The organism is Achromobacter sp. D7-1 (assembly GCF_059760445.1).
The window spans coordinates 1-14,154 of record NZ_JCBAMT010000044.1; the positions used below are offsets into that span (position 1 = coordinate 1).

Consider the following 14,154-nt stretch of genomic DNA (forward strand, 5'->3'; position numbering starts at 1 on the left):
GCCGTCCGGTGCGTTGTGCCGGACGGCCGCGGCCCGCAGATCCCAGAGCAGAAAACCCATGCCTACCATCGTGTTTCATAAGGGCGGCCAGACCTACACCGACGTGGTGAAGGACAACACCAACCTGGTGGTGCGGGCCGGCATCAAGCAGTTTCCGTATCCGCATCTGCGCTACGAGTGCGGCATGGGCAAGTGCGCCAAGTGCGCCTGCCGTGTGCTGGCGGGGGCCGAGCATTTGCCGCCGGTCAACTGGAAGGAAAAGAAGCAGCTGGGCGAGCGGATCGACCAGGGCTACCGGCTGGCGTGCCAGCTCTGGCTTACCAGCGACATCGAGCTGGTCCAGGACCTGGAGGCATAGCGGCCATGGACCCGGTGTACGTCATATTGACCAGCAAGCCTGGGGTGTTCCGCACGGAAGCGGACCAGGGTGCGGTGGACATCCTGGAAACCTACGACTACGCCTTCTACGGCCGTGCGCTGGCGGTCTACTGCATCGCCCGCCTGCATGGCGACACCAAGCTGGTCGTCACCGAAGAAACCCCGCCCTACGTGGTGAACCGCGTGCCTTCCAAATTCCTGGAAAAGTTCGCGTCAGTAGAAGCGGCCCGCAAGGAACTCGCCCACCTGACGCGCTTTGGCAGCATGGAATCGACCCTGACGCTGCGCCCGGGCGCGGTCGCAGCGGAGCATTGAACAATATGGTCCAGATCACATTCATTTCCAATGGCGGCATGGTCGCCACGGCGCCCGAGAACAGCAACCTGCTGCGCGTGTCGCTCAAGGAAAAGGGCGGCATCCCCTTCAAGTGCGGGGGGGGCCTGTGCGGCACCTGCAAGTGCCGCATCGAGGAAGGGCTGGAGAACACCGATGCCATCAAGCCGAAAGAGCGCAAGCACCTGCGCCCGGAGGACTTCGAGGCCGGCTACCGCATGGCTTGCCAGACCTTCGTCAATGGCGACGTGAAGGTTTCGTGGGTGATCCAGAACGGCAAGGGCGTGGTGGTCGGCGCGGCGTCCGATCCTGTCGAAGCGGCGACCTGAGGGCGGCTGCCCGCCAGGACGCGGCGGGCCTGGACCGGCTTATGCGCGGGCCGGCTCAGGCCACCGATGCGTGCGGCTGCTGCTGCGCTTCCGTATAGGCCTTGGCGGCGTTGTGCACGTGCTGGCTGGCCAGCAGCGCCGCCAAATCGCCGTTGCCGGCGATGACCGCATTGAGAATCTGCGAATGCTCGTCCCAGTTCTGTTTGGCGCGCAGCATGTTGCTGGGCGCGAACAGCAGCGCTGTGCGGTCGCGCAGCGAACGCATCAGATCGGTCAGCACCACGTTGCCGCCGATGGTGGCCAGCATTTCGTGGAACTGGGAATTCAACGCCAGGAACTTGTCCAGCTGCTCGCTGCGGGCGGCCTCGGTGCCTTCGCGCAGGAAAGCCTGCAGGCGCTCGACGGTCTTTTCGTCGCGGCGCTGCGCCGCGAGCTTGGCGTTCAGGCCTTCCAGCGTGGCGCGCACTTCCACCATGTCGTAAGCGACCGCGTCGGACAGCACCGACACGGACGCGCCGCGGCGCGGCTCGATGGTCACCAGGCCCTCGGCGGCCAGGGCGCGCAGCGCCTCGCGCACCGGGATGCGCGACACGCCCATTTCTTCGGACAGGCGGCCTTCCACCAGGCGATCGCCAGGCGTGAATTCGCCGCTCAGGATGCGCTCGCGCAGCTTGTCGCGGATGACGGCGAACAACTGCGGATGCTGCTCGCCGATCTTCAGCGGGGCGGAGTGCTGCGTTTCTGCGGCTTGCGGGCTGACGGGTGAGGTTGTCATGGCGAGCAGGTTCGGCTTAATGGATACAGTCTCCATTGTATTACCGGGTGTAGCCGCGTGGCTTTGGGGGCGAACCGCATCAGTGTCCCCAAAAAGCCTTGGCCAGCACGCCCAGCGCGCCCAAGGCGCATACCGCCAGCAGCACGCCGCGCACGGCGCGCGGGGGCAGGCGGTGGCGCAACCGGTTGGAGACCGCAAAACCGGCCAGCAGGAAAGGCGCCAGGCTGAGCGCCAGCCCGGCGTGATAGCCCGTGTAGCGCTTGGCCCAGGCCAGCATCGCCAGCGAGAAGATCGAGCCCAGGAACAGCACCATGCCCAGCGTGGCGCGCAGGCGCGGCGGCGCCGCGTGCTGCATCACGATGGCGATGGGCGGCGCGCCCACCGAGGTCATGGTGCCCATGATGCCGGAGGCCACGCCCGCGCCGGACACGCGTCCAGGCGTGGCGGAAAAGTGCAGGCCCGCCGCGCTCAGCGCCACCGCCACCAGGATCAAGGCGGCGAACAGTACGCCCAGCGCCTGTGGCGCGAAGCGCGTCATGGCGTAGATGGCGATCAGCGTGCCGACGGCGCGGCCCGCCAGCGCGTAGGACACCGAGGGCCAGTCGATGGCGGCGCGCTCGCGCAGCGCGGTCAAGAGCGAAATGAAGCCGCCCAGTGTCAGCAGTGGCCCCGGCGCCAATTGGGGAAAGAACATGGCCGCCACCGGCGCCGCGAACATGGCGAAGCCCACGCCGCCCACGCCCTGCGCGATCGCGGCGCCGAACACCACGGCGGCCATGGTGGCGTACTGGAGAAGATCGGGGTACGGCAGGGAAGATGTCATGCCTGGATGTGTTCTTACTATGTATACGATAGTCTATCCAGGATTTTTCCGAATTTCATGAAGTGCTTCAAAAACTAGGGTAATCCCCTGATTTTCCGACGCTATTCATGGATTTTTCAGAATTATCGCTTTCCCTAGGCGCTGCATATTTCGATTGGTATGGCTACAAACGAAATATAGTATACCGAATGTGGTGATACGACAGCCACGCATACAAGGGGAATAGCACATGCAAGCGGACGTAGTGCTCAACGCTGCTCACTGGATGTACCTGATCAGCGTGGCCGCCATCATCCTCACGATGATCCTGCGGGCCAATGTGGTGGTGCCGTCGGTGATCGGCACCTTTCTGGTGGTGCTGGCCATCACGGGCAATCCGATCAGCGCCCTGATAGGCATCTTCTCGGCCAGCTTCGTGGCGGCCAAGGAGCTGTTCAACATCTTTCTGGTGATCACCTTCATGACGGCGCTGCTCAATGCGCTGAAGACCTTGCAGGCGGACGTGCGCATGGTGCAGCCGTTTCGCCGCGTCATGCGGGGCGGGCATTCGTCCTTCCTGATCATCGCCCTCTGTACTTACGTGATCTCGCTGTTCTTCTGGCCCACGCCGGCGGTGCCGCTGGTGTCCGCCATCCTGCTGCCCGCGGCCATCGCGGCAGGCCTGCCGCCGCTGGCGGGCGCCATGGCCATTGCCATCGCCGGCCAGGGCATGGCCTTGTCCTCGGACTACGTGATCGGCGTGGCGCCCAGCATCAGCGCCAAAGCAGCGGGGGCGGCGGTCAGCGCCGCCGTGGTCGCGGACCGCGCGCTGGTGTTGTCGCTGATCACAGGCGGGGTGGCGCTGGTGGCCGCCTATCTGCTGATCCGCAAGCACATCGTGCCGGCCGACGCGGCGCTGCTGTCCGCCTGGCAGGCCCGCGCGCAGGACGGCAGCCTGGCGCGCATCGAGCAGTCTGGCTCTTTCGATAAGGCCGAACTGGCCCGCGGCACCATGGGCGCCGATCCCTCCCTGCCTAGCGGCCCGGCCCTGAGCGACGAGGAGCGCCGTCGAGTGCGCTGGTCCAAGACCTTCGCGGTCGTGACCCCGCTGGCCTTCCTGGCGGTGATCGCCGTCATGGTGCTGCCGCGCCTGTTCCCGTCCCTGCCCGCGCTGCGTGGCGGCGACGCGGCGGCGCTGGTGGGCGGCGTGGCGTTCGTGGTGATGATGCTGGTGACCCTGGCCGCGGAAGGCCCGCGCAAGATGCTGGACGTCTGTCCGGAACACGTCACCGACGGCTTTGTGTTCGCCTTCAAGGCCATGGGTTCGGTGCTGCCGATCGCCGGCTTCTTTTTCGTGGGCGCCAACGAAACCGCCGCGCAGATCCTGGGCGTGCCGCAGGCGCAGGCGCCGGGCCTGCTGTTCGAGGTGATTTCCGCCGGCCAGCACCTGATCCCCGAAAACCACTTCCTGGTGGCCTTTGGCGTGCTGCTGGTCGGCATGATCACCGGCATCGACGGTTCCGGCTTTGCCGGCCTGCCCCTGACCGGCACGCTGTCGGGCGCCCTGGGCCCGGTGGTGGGCGTGGACCCGGCGACGCTGGCGGCGGTGGGCCAGATGGGCGCGGTCTGGACCGGGGGCGGCACGCTGATCGCCTGGTCCTCGCTGATCGCGGTGGCAGGCTTCGCGCGGGTGAACGTGTTGTCGCTGGTGCGCGCCCTGCTGTTGCCGGTGCTGCTGGCGCTGTTCGTTTCGACGATCTGCGCGGTGCTGATCTGGAGTTGAACCCTGTTTGTGGCGCTGCTTTGGGGTCCCTGCGGGGACCCTTTTTTCCCAAGGGCGAGGTCGATACCGGGCAGGGGTTTACACGTATCGATCCATATTGATTAAAGTATACAATGTTCATAAGTAAGCCAGCCCGCTCAGGCACTCGCGGCCAGCCGGGCGCAGACCAAGGAAGCGCTCCCGTGGACGATCTCTCGCAGCAAACATTCCTGAATCACATCGGCGGCAGCTGGATGCCCAGCGGCACCGGCAAGACGGCGCCCAATATCAACCCGGCAGATACCGCCGACATCGTCGGCCGTTTCCAGGTCTCGGACGCCGAGGATGCGCGCCAGGCGGTGGCCGCCGCCGAAGCCGCCTTTGCCGGTTGGCGCGATACGCCGATTTCCAAGCGCGCCGCCATCCTGTTCCGCGCGGCCCAGCACCTGGAAGACCACGCCAACGACATCGCGCGCGAATTGACCCGGGAAGAGGGCAAGAGCCTGAACCTGGCCAAGGACGAGGTACTGCGCTCGGCGCAGACGATCCGCTTCTATGCGGTGGAAGGGCAGTCGTTTACGGGCGAAACCTATCCCAACGACGATCCGGATATGGTGGTCTACAGCCAGCGCGAACCGCTGGGCGTGGTGACGGTGATTTCCCCCTGGAACTTTCCCATTTCCATTCCCGCCCGCAAGATCGCCCCGGCGCTCATCACGGGCAACACCGTGGTGTTCAAGCCCTCGTCCGACGCGCCCATGTCGGGCTACCGGCTGGCCGAGGCTTTCGTGCAGGCTGGCTTGCCGGCCGGGGTGCTGAATTTCCTGACCGGCCCGGCCGGCGCGGTGGGCGAGGCCATTACGGGCGCGCGCGCGGTGCGGGCGATTTCCTTTACCGGCTCCACCGCCGCGGGCGAACAGATCCACCGGACCGCTGGGCTGACCACCCGCACGCAGATGGAGCTGGGCGGCAAGAATCCGCTGATCGTGCTGGCGGACGCCGACCTGGACCGTGCCGTGGACCTGGCGGTGAAGGGCGGATTCTCGCTGAGCGGCCAGGCCTGCACCGGCACCAGCCGGGTGCTGGTCGACAAGCGCGTGCGCCAGGCCTACACCGACAAGCTGCTGGCCCGCATCAAGGCGCTGACCATAGGCAACGGCCTGGACGGCAACTTCGACCTGGGGCCGCTGGCCACCGCCAAGCAGCTGGACAACGTGCTGGGCTATGTGGCCGTCGGCAAGCAGGAAGCCACCCATCTGTGCGGCGGCGAGCGCCTGACGGGCGCCGGGTTCGAGCGCGGGTATTACGTGTCGCCGGCGTTGTTCACCGACGTTACGCAGCAGATGCGCATCGCCCGGGAAGAGATCTTCGGGCCCGTGATCGCGCTGATCGAGGTGGACGGCTACGAGGACGCCATTGCCAAAGCCAACGACACCGAATATGGCCTGTCGGCCGCCATCGCCACCACCGATGCGCGCTACGCGCACCGGTTCGCCCGCGACATCCAGGCCGGCACGGTCAAGATCAACCGGACCACCACCGGCAACCTGATCAACGCGCCGTTCGGCGGGCTGAAGCATTCCAGCACCTCCACGTTCCGCGAATCGGGACGCGTGGGGCTGGAGTTTTACACGCAGATCAAGACTGTCTACCGCGCCGGCTGAGGCCGCGGTTCCTAAACGCAAGCAGAGGAGGTCATCCCCATGAAGCAGGTCTATCGTCTGGAACTTGAAGAAGCGCGCGTGATGGTGCGCGCGGCCATCGCCAAATCGGAAGAGATCGGCGTGTTGGAGACGATCTGCATCGTCGACGACGGCGGCTATCCCATTGCGCTGGAGCGCATGGACGGCGCCCGCATCACCGGCCCGCAAATCGCCTGGAACAAGGCCTTCACGGCGGCCGGGCACAAGCGTTCCACGCACTTGTTCAACACCCCGCCCAATGGTCCGGCGCTGCCCGGCAACGAAGCCTTCGGCATCCAGTGGAGCTTCGACGGCAAATTCGCCGTATTCGTCGGCGGCTTTCCCATCGTGGTGAACAACGAGGTGATCGGCGGCGTGGGCCTGAGCGGCGGCAACGGCGAACAGGACACCAAGGCCGGCCTGGCCGCCTTGGCGGCCCTGGCGACGCTGCTGGAGCCGCGCGGCATGAAGGTGCTGGTCGAGGCGGACATCAAGAAATAAGCGAGGCCGGCCATGGCATACCGCGTGCATATCCTGCAAACCGACGAGTCGTTCCAGGTCGAAGAAGGCGAATCCGTGCTGCAGGCCGCCGAACGCTCGGCGGTGAAGCTGCCGCACGAGTGCACCTTCGGCGGCTGCGGCACCTGCCGCATCAAACTGGAGTCCGGCGCCGTGGACTACGAAGAGTTCCCCATGGCCCTGACGCCGGAAGAGGCAGCCGAAGGCTATGCGCTGGCCTGCCAGGCCCGGCCCCTGGGCGATCTTTGCATCAGCGTGGCCAGCAGCCGGCAGTCGTTTCCGGAACCGCGCCGCCTGCCGGCCACCATCCACTGCATCGAAAAGTTCTGCGACGACGTCATCCACCTGACCTTGGCGCTGCCGCAAGAGGGCATGGACTATGTGCCGGGCCAGTACATGAACGTGGTGCTGCCCGACGGCGAGACGCGCAGCTTTTCCATGGCCTCGGCGCCCGCCGGCGGCCTGGTGGATTTCCACGTGCGCCGCATCCCCGGCGGGCGCTACACCGACCAGTGGCTGGGCCAGGCGCAGGCCGGCGCCGGCGTGGAGATCGAAGCGCCGCTGGGCGTGTTCAGCTATCACGAGGAAGACTGGCGGCCGCTCATCATGATGGCCACCGGCACGGGCATCGCGCCCATCAAGGCCATTCTGGAGTCGCTGCTGGACAACGAAGACTGCCCGCCCGTCACGCTTTACTGGGGCATGCGCACCGAGGCCGACCTTTATCTGCGCGAGGTGATCGAAAGCTGGGCGGGAAGACTGTACGAGTTCAACTTCGTGCCGGTACTGTCGCGCGCGGGTGCGGACTGGCTGGGTCGCCGCGGCCACGTGCAGCAGGCGGTCCTGGAGGACCACCAGGATCTGTCCGAGCACGCTTTCTACCTGTGCGGCGCGCCGGAAATGATCCGCGAAGCCAAGAGCCTCCTGGCCGCGCGCGGCGCCAGCCTGGACCACATGTATTCCGACAGCTTCACCTTCCAGCACGCGCTGGCCGCCGCCTGAGCGGCCACGCATGCCTATTTAGCGGTACACCAGCACCGGCAGGCGCGTGCGCGCCAGCACGCGCTGGGTTTCGCTGCCCAGCAAGAAGCCCGTCATGCCATGGCGGCCGTGCGAACCCATGATGATCAGGTCGCAGCCCTGGTTCTGCGCCGCTTCGACGATGGCCTCGTGGGGGTGGTCGTTGACCGTGACCACGGCGTTGCATGGCACCAGCGCGTGGCGCGCTTCCATTTCCAGGTTGTCCAGGTAGGTTTGCGCGTTCTTGCGCGCCTGGTCGGTATGCTGCGCCTGCGTGGTGCCCAGCATTTCGGCCTGGTAGACCAGCAGATGGTCCTCCGGGATGGCGCGGATGAGCGTGATGGTGGCTCCCATTTCCTTGGCGAAAACAAGAGCGCGCTTGAAAGCCGATTCGGACAGCAGGGAGCCGTCCACGGCGACGAGCAGGTGCTTATACATGTTGCCTCTCCTTTAGGGAAAGGAATAGGGAGCAACTCGCCAATCCAGTATAGGCTCGCCGTCAGGCGCAATCCAGTCCTGCATACGGACGAGGTTCCCGGGCGGCCCGCCGCGCATATTTCCAAAAGAAGCCGAACCCGGGCTGCAACATAACCTCATATCGACTAAGTATTTTTCCGCGCCGCGCGGCGATGACAGAATCGGTTCGACGCCTTGAACCCACATCCGGAAACGAACTTCCATGTCATCGCCACGCCGCCAGGCTTATGCCCGCGTACTTGCCATAGCGGGCAGTCCGTCGCAACGCTCCCGTTCCTCGGTGCTGCTGCGGCACGCTGCCGGGATCCTGCAGTCGCGGGGCCTGGGCGTCGGCGAGCTGGGCTTGCGCGACATCCCGGCCGAAGAACTGATAGAAGGCAACTACGCCAGCGCCGCGGCCAATACGCTGCGCGCGCGGGTAGCGGCGGCGGATGCGGTGCTGATTTCCACGCCGGTCTACCAGGCTTCGTTTTCCGGCGGCTTGAAGGCGGTGCTGGATTTGCTGGATCCCAAGGCCCTGGCGGGCAAGGTGGTGCTGCCCATCGCCACGGGCGGCAGCCCCGCGCATCTGCTGGCGCTGGAATATGGCCTGAAGCCCGTGCTGTCCGCGCTGGGTGCGCGCCACATTCTGGCGGGCGTCTATGCCACCGATGCGCAGGTCCGCGTGGATGAATTCGGCGTGGGTGAGATCGACGCCGAGGCGCGGCGGCGGCTGGAGGACTCGGTGGAGCGCCTGTCCGAACAGGTGCTGCCGCGCGGCGCATCTGTCAATCAATCCTACGACCTGGGTCGGCTCGCGCTTGCGGGCAGTTTCAGCGTGTGACCCATGCGCCGCGCCCACGCCTACACCCCTCCCGATACGCCGATCCTGCGCTGGCTCGCGCCCGCGCTGCTGGCGGCGCTGTGGCTGGGCAGCGGCGAGACGGCCAGGCAGGTCCTGCCGCCGCTGAGCCTGCTTGCGCCGCTTCTATACCAGACGGTGCGCGGCATACGCGCGGTGGACCCGGCGCTGGTCGCAGCCGGCCGTTCGCACGATTTGGACGGCTGGTCTCTTTATCGGCATGTGCTGCTGCCGGGCGCGTTGCCGTTCATCCTGACGGGCCTGCGGCAGGGGCTGGGACTCTTATGGCTGACCTTGATAGCGCTGGAACTCTACGCGACGCCGGCGGGCCCGGGCAGGCTGCCGTTGTTGGACAGCGTGCCCCCGGGCGTGGCGACGTTGTTGCTGGGGATCGCGCTGTACGCGGGCCTCAGCCTGGGATCGGGGGCGCTGGTAGGCGTGCTCGAGCGCTGGCTGCTGCGCTGGAGGCCGCGATGATGTTTATCAATCCCAATGAGTTTGAACTGTTGCAGCACCTGGACGCGCGCGCGCGGACGGAGCCGGACGAAGCGTCCGAGCCTGCACCGCAAGCTGCGCTGCGCGTGACCTTGCGCAAGCTTGCCAAGCGTTATGGCGACCGCATTGCATTGCAGGCGCTGGACCTGGAGATCGCGGCCGGCGAGTTCGTGGCGGTGGTCGGGCGCGCCGGCAGCGGTAAAAGCACCTTGCTGCAGTTGCTGGCCGGCCAGCTTGCGCCCAGCGGCGAGCAGGGCGGAGAGCCGAGCCGCTCGCCGCTGCTGTTCGACAACTTTCCCAACTGGGCGCCCGACAGCCGTGTGCGCCTCTTGCTGCCGGACGCGCGCCTGCTGCCCTGGAAGACCGTGCTGCACAACGTGGCCCTGGGCCTGCCCGGCACGGCGCAGGCGGCAGATGCGTTGCGGCAGGTGGGCCTGGACGGCCACGGCGGCGACTGGCCCGCGCAGCTGTCCGAGGCGCAGCGTCAGCGCGTGGCGCTGGCCCGGGCCTTGGCGCGCCGCCCCGGCCTGCTGTTGCTGGACGAGCCTTTCGAGGGGCTGGACGCGCTGAGCCGCATCGAGGCGCAGCGGCTGCTGGCAGACCTCTGGCGCCAGCAGGGCTTTACCGCCGTGCTGGCGACCCACGACGTGGCCGAGGCCGTGGCGCTGGCGGATCGCATCCTGGTGCTGGACGAAGGCGGCGTGGTGCTGGACGAGCGTGTCGGCCTCGCGCATCCACGCGTGCGCGGCTCGGCCGCGTTCGCCGCGCTGGAGGCTCGCGTGCTGCGCGCCGCGCTGCGCCAGCAAGACACGCCAGACGCCGATCGGCCGCTGGCGCCCGTCATCCAGATCCGGCATCTGCGGCTCGCGGTCTGAGGCCGCACCCCGTGATTCACGCAGGGGCGGCATGGCGCCGCCCCACACACCAGGAGCAAGACCCATGAGCATTCAATCCATCAACGCCCGCAACCAGTTCCGCGGCAAGATCAAGGAAATCATCCTGGGCCCGGTGGTGTCCGAGGTGGACGTGGATACGCCGGCCGGCATCGTGACCTCGGTGATCACTACCCGGTCGGTCAAGGAACTGGACTTGCAGGTCGGCACCGAGGTGCTGGCCTTCGTCAAGGCGACCGAGGTTTCCGTCGCCAAACTGTGAACCGAAACAGATCCGCGCCGGCGCTTCCCCTGCGCCGGCGTTAGGCATATATTGTCTGCGCGATATCCGGCAATTTCCTCCTGGCTTGTGGCAGCATGTTTTGCGATTCACGGAGAACGGAAAATGCGTCGACTGCAACAATGGTTCATCGGCTGGTTATGCCTGGGGTTGGTTGCCTGCTTCCCCGCCACGGCGCAGACCAAGCTGGACAACGCGCAACTGGATCAGCTGATGGCGCCCGTGGCGCTGTATCCGGATTCGCTGCTCTCGCAAATCCTCATGGGGGCGACCTACCCCGACGATGTCGCGGCGGCCGCCAAGTGGTCGGCCGCGCACACCTCGGAATCCGGCGACAAGGCCGTCAAGGCTGTCGAAGGCGAGGCCTGGGATCCCAGCGTCAAATCCCTGGTGGCATTTCCTTCGGTCATGGACATGATGGGCCGCCAGCCGGACTGGGTGAAGTCCGTGGGCGACGCCTTCCTGGCGCAACCCGACGCTGTCATGGACTCGGTCCAGCGGCTGCGAGTCCAGGCGCAGAAAGCCGGCAACCTGAAGAGCACGCCGCAGCAGAAGGTCACCTCCAACACCACCAACGACAAGACGGTGGTGGTGATCGAGCCGGCCGATCCGCAGGTGGTGTATGTGCCCAGCTACAACCCGACGGTGGTCTACGGCGCCTGGGCCTATCCTTCCTATCCGCCTTACTACTATCCGCCGCCTCCGGGCTCGGTGTTCGCCACCTCGCTGGTGGCCGGCATAGGCTTCGGCCTGGGCGTGGCCGCGGTCAACTCCATGTGGGGCGGGTTCGACTGGGGGCACAACGACGTCGATATCGACGTCAACCGCTACAACAACATCAACGTCAACCAGCGCATCGACCGGACCAACATCAACAACAACAGGACCAACTGGCAGCACAATCCCGCCAACCGCGGCAATACCCCGTATGCGGACCAGGCCAGCCGGCAGCGTTTCGACAGCCAGCGCCAGGCCGGTGTGCAGAGCCGGGCGCAGGGCCAGGGCGGCCGTACGCCGGGCGCGGCGCCGGCCGCCAGTTCCCGCGATGCCGCCCGTGACCGCGCGGCGCAGTCGTTCGAGGGTCGCACCGGGCAATCCATTGCCGGCCATTCCGGACCGTCCGCGGGACGTGGCCAAGGCGCCGCCGGCAGGGGCGATGCCGCAGCCGGCCGCGGGCAAGGACAAGGGCAAGGCCAGCGAGCCGAGCAAGGCGGACAGGGCGGGCAGGGCGCCCGCGACCGGACCCAGGGCGGCGGACAAGCGCAGCACAACCGGCCTTCCTCCAGCGTGTCGACGCAGGACCGCCAGGCCGCGTCCCAGCGCCAGCGCGCGGACGAAGCGGCCGCGCGCGACAGGGGCCGTGCTTCCAATAGCGCCAATGCGCTGAGCGGCGCCGGCAACGGCGATCAGATGCGGCAGCAGCACAGCCGCAGCGAGATGAACCGCGGCGGCGGAGGCGGCGCGCGCGGGGGCGGCCACGCCGGCGGCGGACGCGGCGGTGGCGGCGGCGGACATTTCGGCGGCCGGAGATAAGCACCATGGACAAGGGAACTCTCATGACCATTGCTCGTTTGCGCGCGCTGGGCGCCGCGTCGCTGCTGGCGCTGGGCCTCGCGGCCCCCGTCGCCGCGCAAAGCCTGTATCCGAGCCCGCAGGCCGCCGCCGACGCCTTCGTCGACGCCATGGCCACTGGCGACCTGGACGGACTGGCCAAGGTACTGGGGCCGAATCACCGGAAGATCGTGCCGGGTGGCGTGGCGCAGGACGATATCTACCGTTTCCTGGCGGCCTGGTCGCGCAAGCACGAAATCGTGGCCGCCGGCGGCCGTTCCTGGCTGGCGGTCGGGGATTCGGGCTGGACTCTGCCCGTACCCATTGTGCGTGCCGGGCAGGGCTGGCGTTTCGACCCGGCAGCCGGCACGGCGGAAATCCGCCGCCGCGCCATCGGTCGCAACGAACTGACCGCCATCGCGACGCTGCGGGAGTTGCAGGCGGCCCAGGGCCGTTACAAGGACAGCGTGGGCCAAGGGCGCTATGCGAGCCGCCTGGTCAGCCGTCCGGGACAACGCGACGGCCTGTACTGGCCCGAAGTGCCTGGCGCGCCTCAGCAGGCCTACGGCTTGGACGCGCTCAGCATGGGGCCGGAGGTGCCGCTGGACGACGCCTATTACGGCTATCGGTACAAGGTGATGCCGGGCGCCGACGGCAGTTCGTACCGCATCGTCGCCTGGCCGGCCCGCTACGGGCAGACCGGCATCGACACCTTTGTCATCGGTCCCGACGGGCGCGTACTGGAGTCCGACCTGGGACCCGCGTCCGCGGCGCGCGCCGCCGCCTTGCGGGAACGCGATATCAGTGCCGGAACCTGGACCGACGCCGACGCGCAACCCGTTGGCACCAAATGATTTTTCCGGCTTTCGGGGAGTAATCCGCGCACGCCTGTTGCTGGGTCGCAACAGGCGTGTCCGTTTGTCCGCATCGCGTGGCGCGACGCCCTTTTGTCAGCGCGCTGTGCCTAAAATGGCGAGCACCGGGACCCTGCCCGATACCCCTTTGCCGGACCTAGAAATTGAATCCCATGCATTTTGTCCGCTACGCCCTGTTCGGCGTAGGGATGGCGCTGAGCGCCGCGGCGGCCTCGGCCCCGATTTTCGTCCTGAACTCCCTGGACGCCAACGTCAGCATCGTTGATCCGGCCACCTACAAGGAATTGCGGCGCGTGCCCACGGGCAAAGAGCCGCATCACCTGTACCTGACCCCCGACGAAAAGTCGCTCATGGTGGCCAACGCCACCAGCGATTCGATCACGCTGATGGATCCCAAGACCGGTGAAGTGCAGCGCACGCTGACCGGCATCGTCGATCCCTACCAGCTGCAGTTTTCGCCGGACATGAAGTGGTTCGTGACCGCCGCCAACCGCCTGGACCACATCGACATCTATTCCTGGCATCCGCTGGAAAAGGGCTTCGACCTCAAGCTGGTCAAGCGTATCCAGGCCGGCAAGACGCCCAGCCACATCATGATCGACAAGAACAGCACCACGGCCTACGTGACGCTGCAGGACAGCGATCAGCTCATCGCCATCGATCTGGCCACGCAGACGCCGAAGTGGACGGTGTCGGTGGGCAAGACGCCGGCCGACGTGTTCCTGACGCCTGATCAGAAGACCCTGCTGGTGGCGCTGACCGGCGACTCCTACGTCGAGGCCTACGACGTCAGCAACGGCCCGGCCAAGCTGGTGACGCGCATCAAGACCGCCGCGGGCGCCCACGCCTTCCGCGCGCAGGGCGACCACCGCCATCTGTTCGTCAGCAACCGTACCGCCAATTCCATCAGCCGCATCGACCTGCAGACGTTGGCCGTCACCGACACCTTCCCGGTGCCGGGCGGCCCGGACTGCATGGACGTGCTGGCCGACGGCAAGACCCTGCTGGTCACCTCGCGCTGGGCACGCAAGCTCACGGTGGTGGACCTTGAGCAGAAGACGGTCGTCAATCAGGTGCCGGTGGGCAAGTCGCCTCACGGCGTCTGGACCTTGAACCATGCTCCGACGAGGTAAGAGCCCCCA

The 14,154-nt window shown here is 66.9% G+C and carries 17 protein-coding genes; 14 read left to right on the top strand and 3 right to left on the bottom strand.

All coding sequences use genetic code 11. The features are described 5' to 3' along the window. Positions 1-58 precede the first annotated feature (58 nt). From AC6LKD_RS18790 to AC6LKD_RS18800, 3 genes are read left to right on the top strand one after another with little or no spacing between them, the layout of a single operon-like run. Positions 59-358: a 2Fe-2S iron-sulfur cluster-binding protein gene (locus AC6LKD_RS18790; RefSeq protein WP_013391056.1), complete on the top strand. Its 300-nt coding sequence runs from the start codon at positions 59-61 to the stop codon at positions 356-358. A 5-nt stretch (positions 359-363) separates the two neighbouring features. Further along, positions 364-693 (top strand): hypothetical protein, encoded by a 330-nt coding sequence (locus AC6LKD_RS18795; RefSeq protein WP_013391057.1) that lies wholly within the window; start codon positions 364-366, stop codon positions 691-693. Then, a complete protein-coding gene (locus tag AC6LKD_RS18800; RefSeq protein WP_332011821.1) occupies positions 690-1,040 on the top strand; it encodes a 2Fe-2S iron-sulfur cluster-binding protein in 351 nt (116 codons plus the stop codon). The genes AC6LKD_RS18795 and AC6LKD_RS18800 overlap by 4 nt, the downstream gene beginning before the upstream one ends. Before the next feature lie 55 nt (positions 1,041-1,095). Here the strand turns inward: AC6LKD_RS18800 and AC6LKD_RS18805 are convergent, their stop codons facing one another. After that, positions 1,096-1,815 carry a GntR family transcriptional regulator gene (locus AC6LKD_RS18805; RefSeq protein WP_013391059.1) on the bottom strand — a complete coding sequence of 240 codons (720 nt, stop codon included), beginning with the start codon at positions 1,813-1,815 and terminating at the stop codon, positions 1,096-1,098. A 79-nt stretch (positions 1,816-1,894) separates the two neighbouring features. Further along, positions 1,895-2,638, bottom strand: a complete 744-nt coding sequence (locus AC6LKD_RS18810) for a sulfite exporter TauE/SafE family protein (RefSeq protein ID WP_173144501.1) — start codon at positions 2,636-2,638, stop codon at positions 1,895-1,897. Between the two features lie 229 nt (positions 2,639-2,867). Here AC6LKD_RS18810 and AC6LKD_RS18815 point away from each other — a divergent pair, with 229 nt between their 5' ends. The 4 genes from AC6LKD_RS18815 to AC6LKD_RS18830 all read left to right on the top strand — a co-directional run bounded on the left by AC6LKD_RS18815 (position 2,868) and on the right by AC6LKD_RS18830 (position 7,582). Continuing rightward, the gene (locus AC6LKD_RS18815; RefSeq protein ID WP_013391061.1) at positions 2,868-4,400 is read left to right on the top strand and encodes a hypothetical protein; all 1,533 of its coding nucleotides are present in this window, start codon (positions 2,868-2,870) and stop codon (positions 4,398-4,400) included. 233 nt (positions 4,401-4,633) lie between these two features. Further along, positions 4,634-6,043, top strand: a complete 1,410-nt coding sequence (locus tag AC6LKD_RS18820) for an aldehyde dehydrogenase family protein (protein WP_498117100.1) — start codon at positions 4,634-4,636, stop codon at positions 6,041-6,043. A 39-nt stretch (positions 6,044-6,082) separates the two neighbouring features. Then, positions 6,083-6,562 carry a GlcG/HbpS family heme-binding protein gene (locus AC6LKD_RS18825; RefSeq protein ID WP_013391063.1) on the top strand — a complete coding sequence of 160 codons (480 nt, stop codon included), beginning with the start codon at positions 6,083-6,085 and terminating at the stop codon, positions 6,560-6,562. A 12-nt stretch (positions 6,563-6,574) separates the two neighbouring features. After that, positions 6,575-7,582 carry a 2Fe-2S iron-sulfur cluster-binding protein gene (locus AC6LKD_RS18830; protein WP_498117073.1) on the top strand — a complete coding sequence of 336 codons (1,008 nt, stop codon included), beginning with the start codon at positions 6,575-6,577 and terminating at the stop codon, positions 7,580-7,582. An 18-nt stretch (positions 7,583-7,600) separates the two neighbouring features. Here the strand turns inward: AC6LKD_RS18830 and AC6LKD_RS18835 are convergent, their stop codons facing one another. Further along, positions 7,601-8,038 (bottom strand): universal stress protein, encoded by a 438-nt coding sequence (locus tag AC6LKD_RS18835; protein WP_013391065.1) that lies wholly within the window; start codon positions 8,036-8,038, stop codon positions 7,601-7,603. Between the two features lie 241 nt (positions 8,039-8,279). Here AC6LKD_RS18835 and ssuE point away from each other — a divergent pair, with 241 nt between their 5' ends. The 7 genes from ssuE to AC6LKD_RS18870 all read left to right on the top strand — a co-directional run bounded on the left by ssuE (position 8,280) and on the right by AC6LKD_RS18870 (position 14,145). Continuing rightward, positions 8,280-8,900 (top strand): NADPH-dependent FMN reductase, encoded by a 621-nt coding sequence (gene ssuE / locus AC6LKD_RS18840; RefSeq protein WP_492275835.1) that lies wholly within the window; start codon positions 8,280-8,282, stop codon positions 8,898-8,900. Between the two features lie 3 nt (positions 8,901-8,903). Continuing rightward, positions 8,904-9,395 (top strand): ABC transporter permease, encoded by a 492-nt coding sequence (locus AC6LKD_RS18845; protein ID WP_498117074.1) that lies wholly within the window; start codon positions 8,904-8,906, stop codon positions 9,393-9,395. Next, positions 9,392-10,288, top strand: a complete 897-nt coding sequence (locus AC6LKD_RS18850; protein WP_498117075.1) for an ATP-binding cassette domain-containing protein — start codon at positions 9,392-9,394, stop codon at positions 10,286-10,288. Before AC6LKD_RS18845 ends, AC6LKD_RS18850 begins: the two co-directional genes overlap by 4 nt. Before the next feature lie 64 nt (positions 10,289-10,352). Further along, positions 10,353-10,568 carry a TOBE domain-containing protein gene (locus tag AC6LKD_RS18855; protein ID WP_006227327.1) on the top strand — a complete coding sequence of 72 codons (216 nt, stop codon included), beginning with the start codon at positions 10,353-10,355 and terminating at the stop codon, positions 10,566-10,568. 123 nt (positions 10,569-10,691) lie between these two features. Beyond that, entirely contained in the window at positions 10,692-12,119 is a 1,428-nt protein-coding gene (locus AC6LKD_RS18860) for a DUF3300 domain-containing protein (protein WP_498117076.1), read from the top strand. 23 nt (positions 12,120-12,142) lie between these two features. Continuing rightward, positions 12,143-12,991, top strand: coding sequence for a DUF2950 family protein (locus AC6LKD_RS18865; protein WP_498117077.1), 849 nt, complete (start codon positions 12,143-12,145; stop codon positions 12,989-12,991). A gap of 173 nt (positions 12,992-13,164) precedes the next feature. Further along, on the top strand, positions 13,165-14,145 hold the full coding sequence (locus AC6LKD_RS18870; protein ID WP_498117078.1) for a YVTN family beta-propeller repeat protein: 981 nt from the start codon (positions 13,165-13,167) through the stop codon (positions 14,143-14,145). The last annotated feature ends 9 nt before the right edge of the window (positions 14,146-14,154 follow it).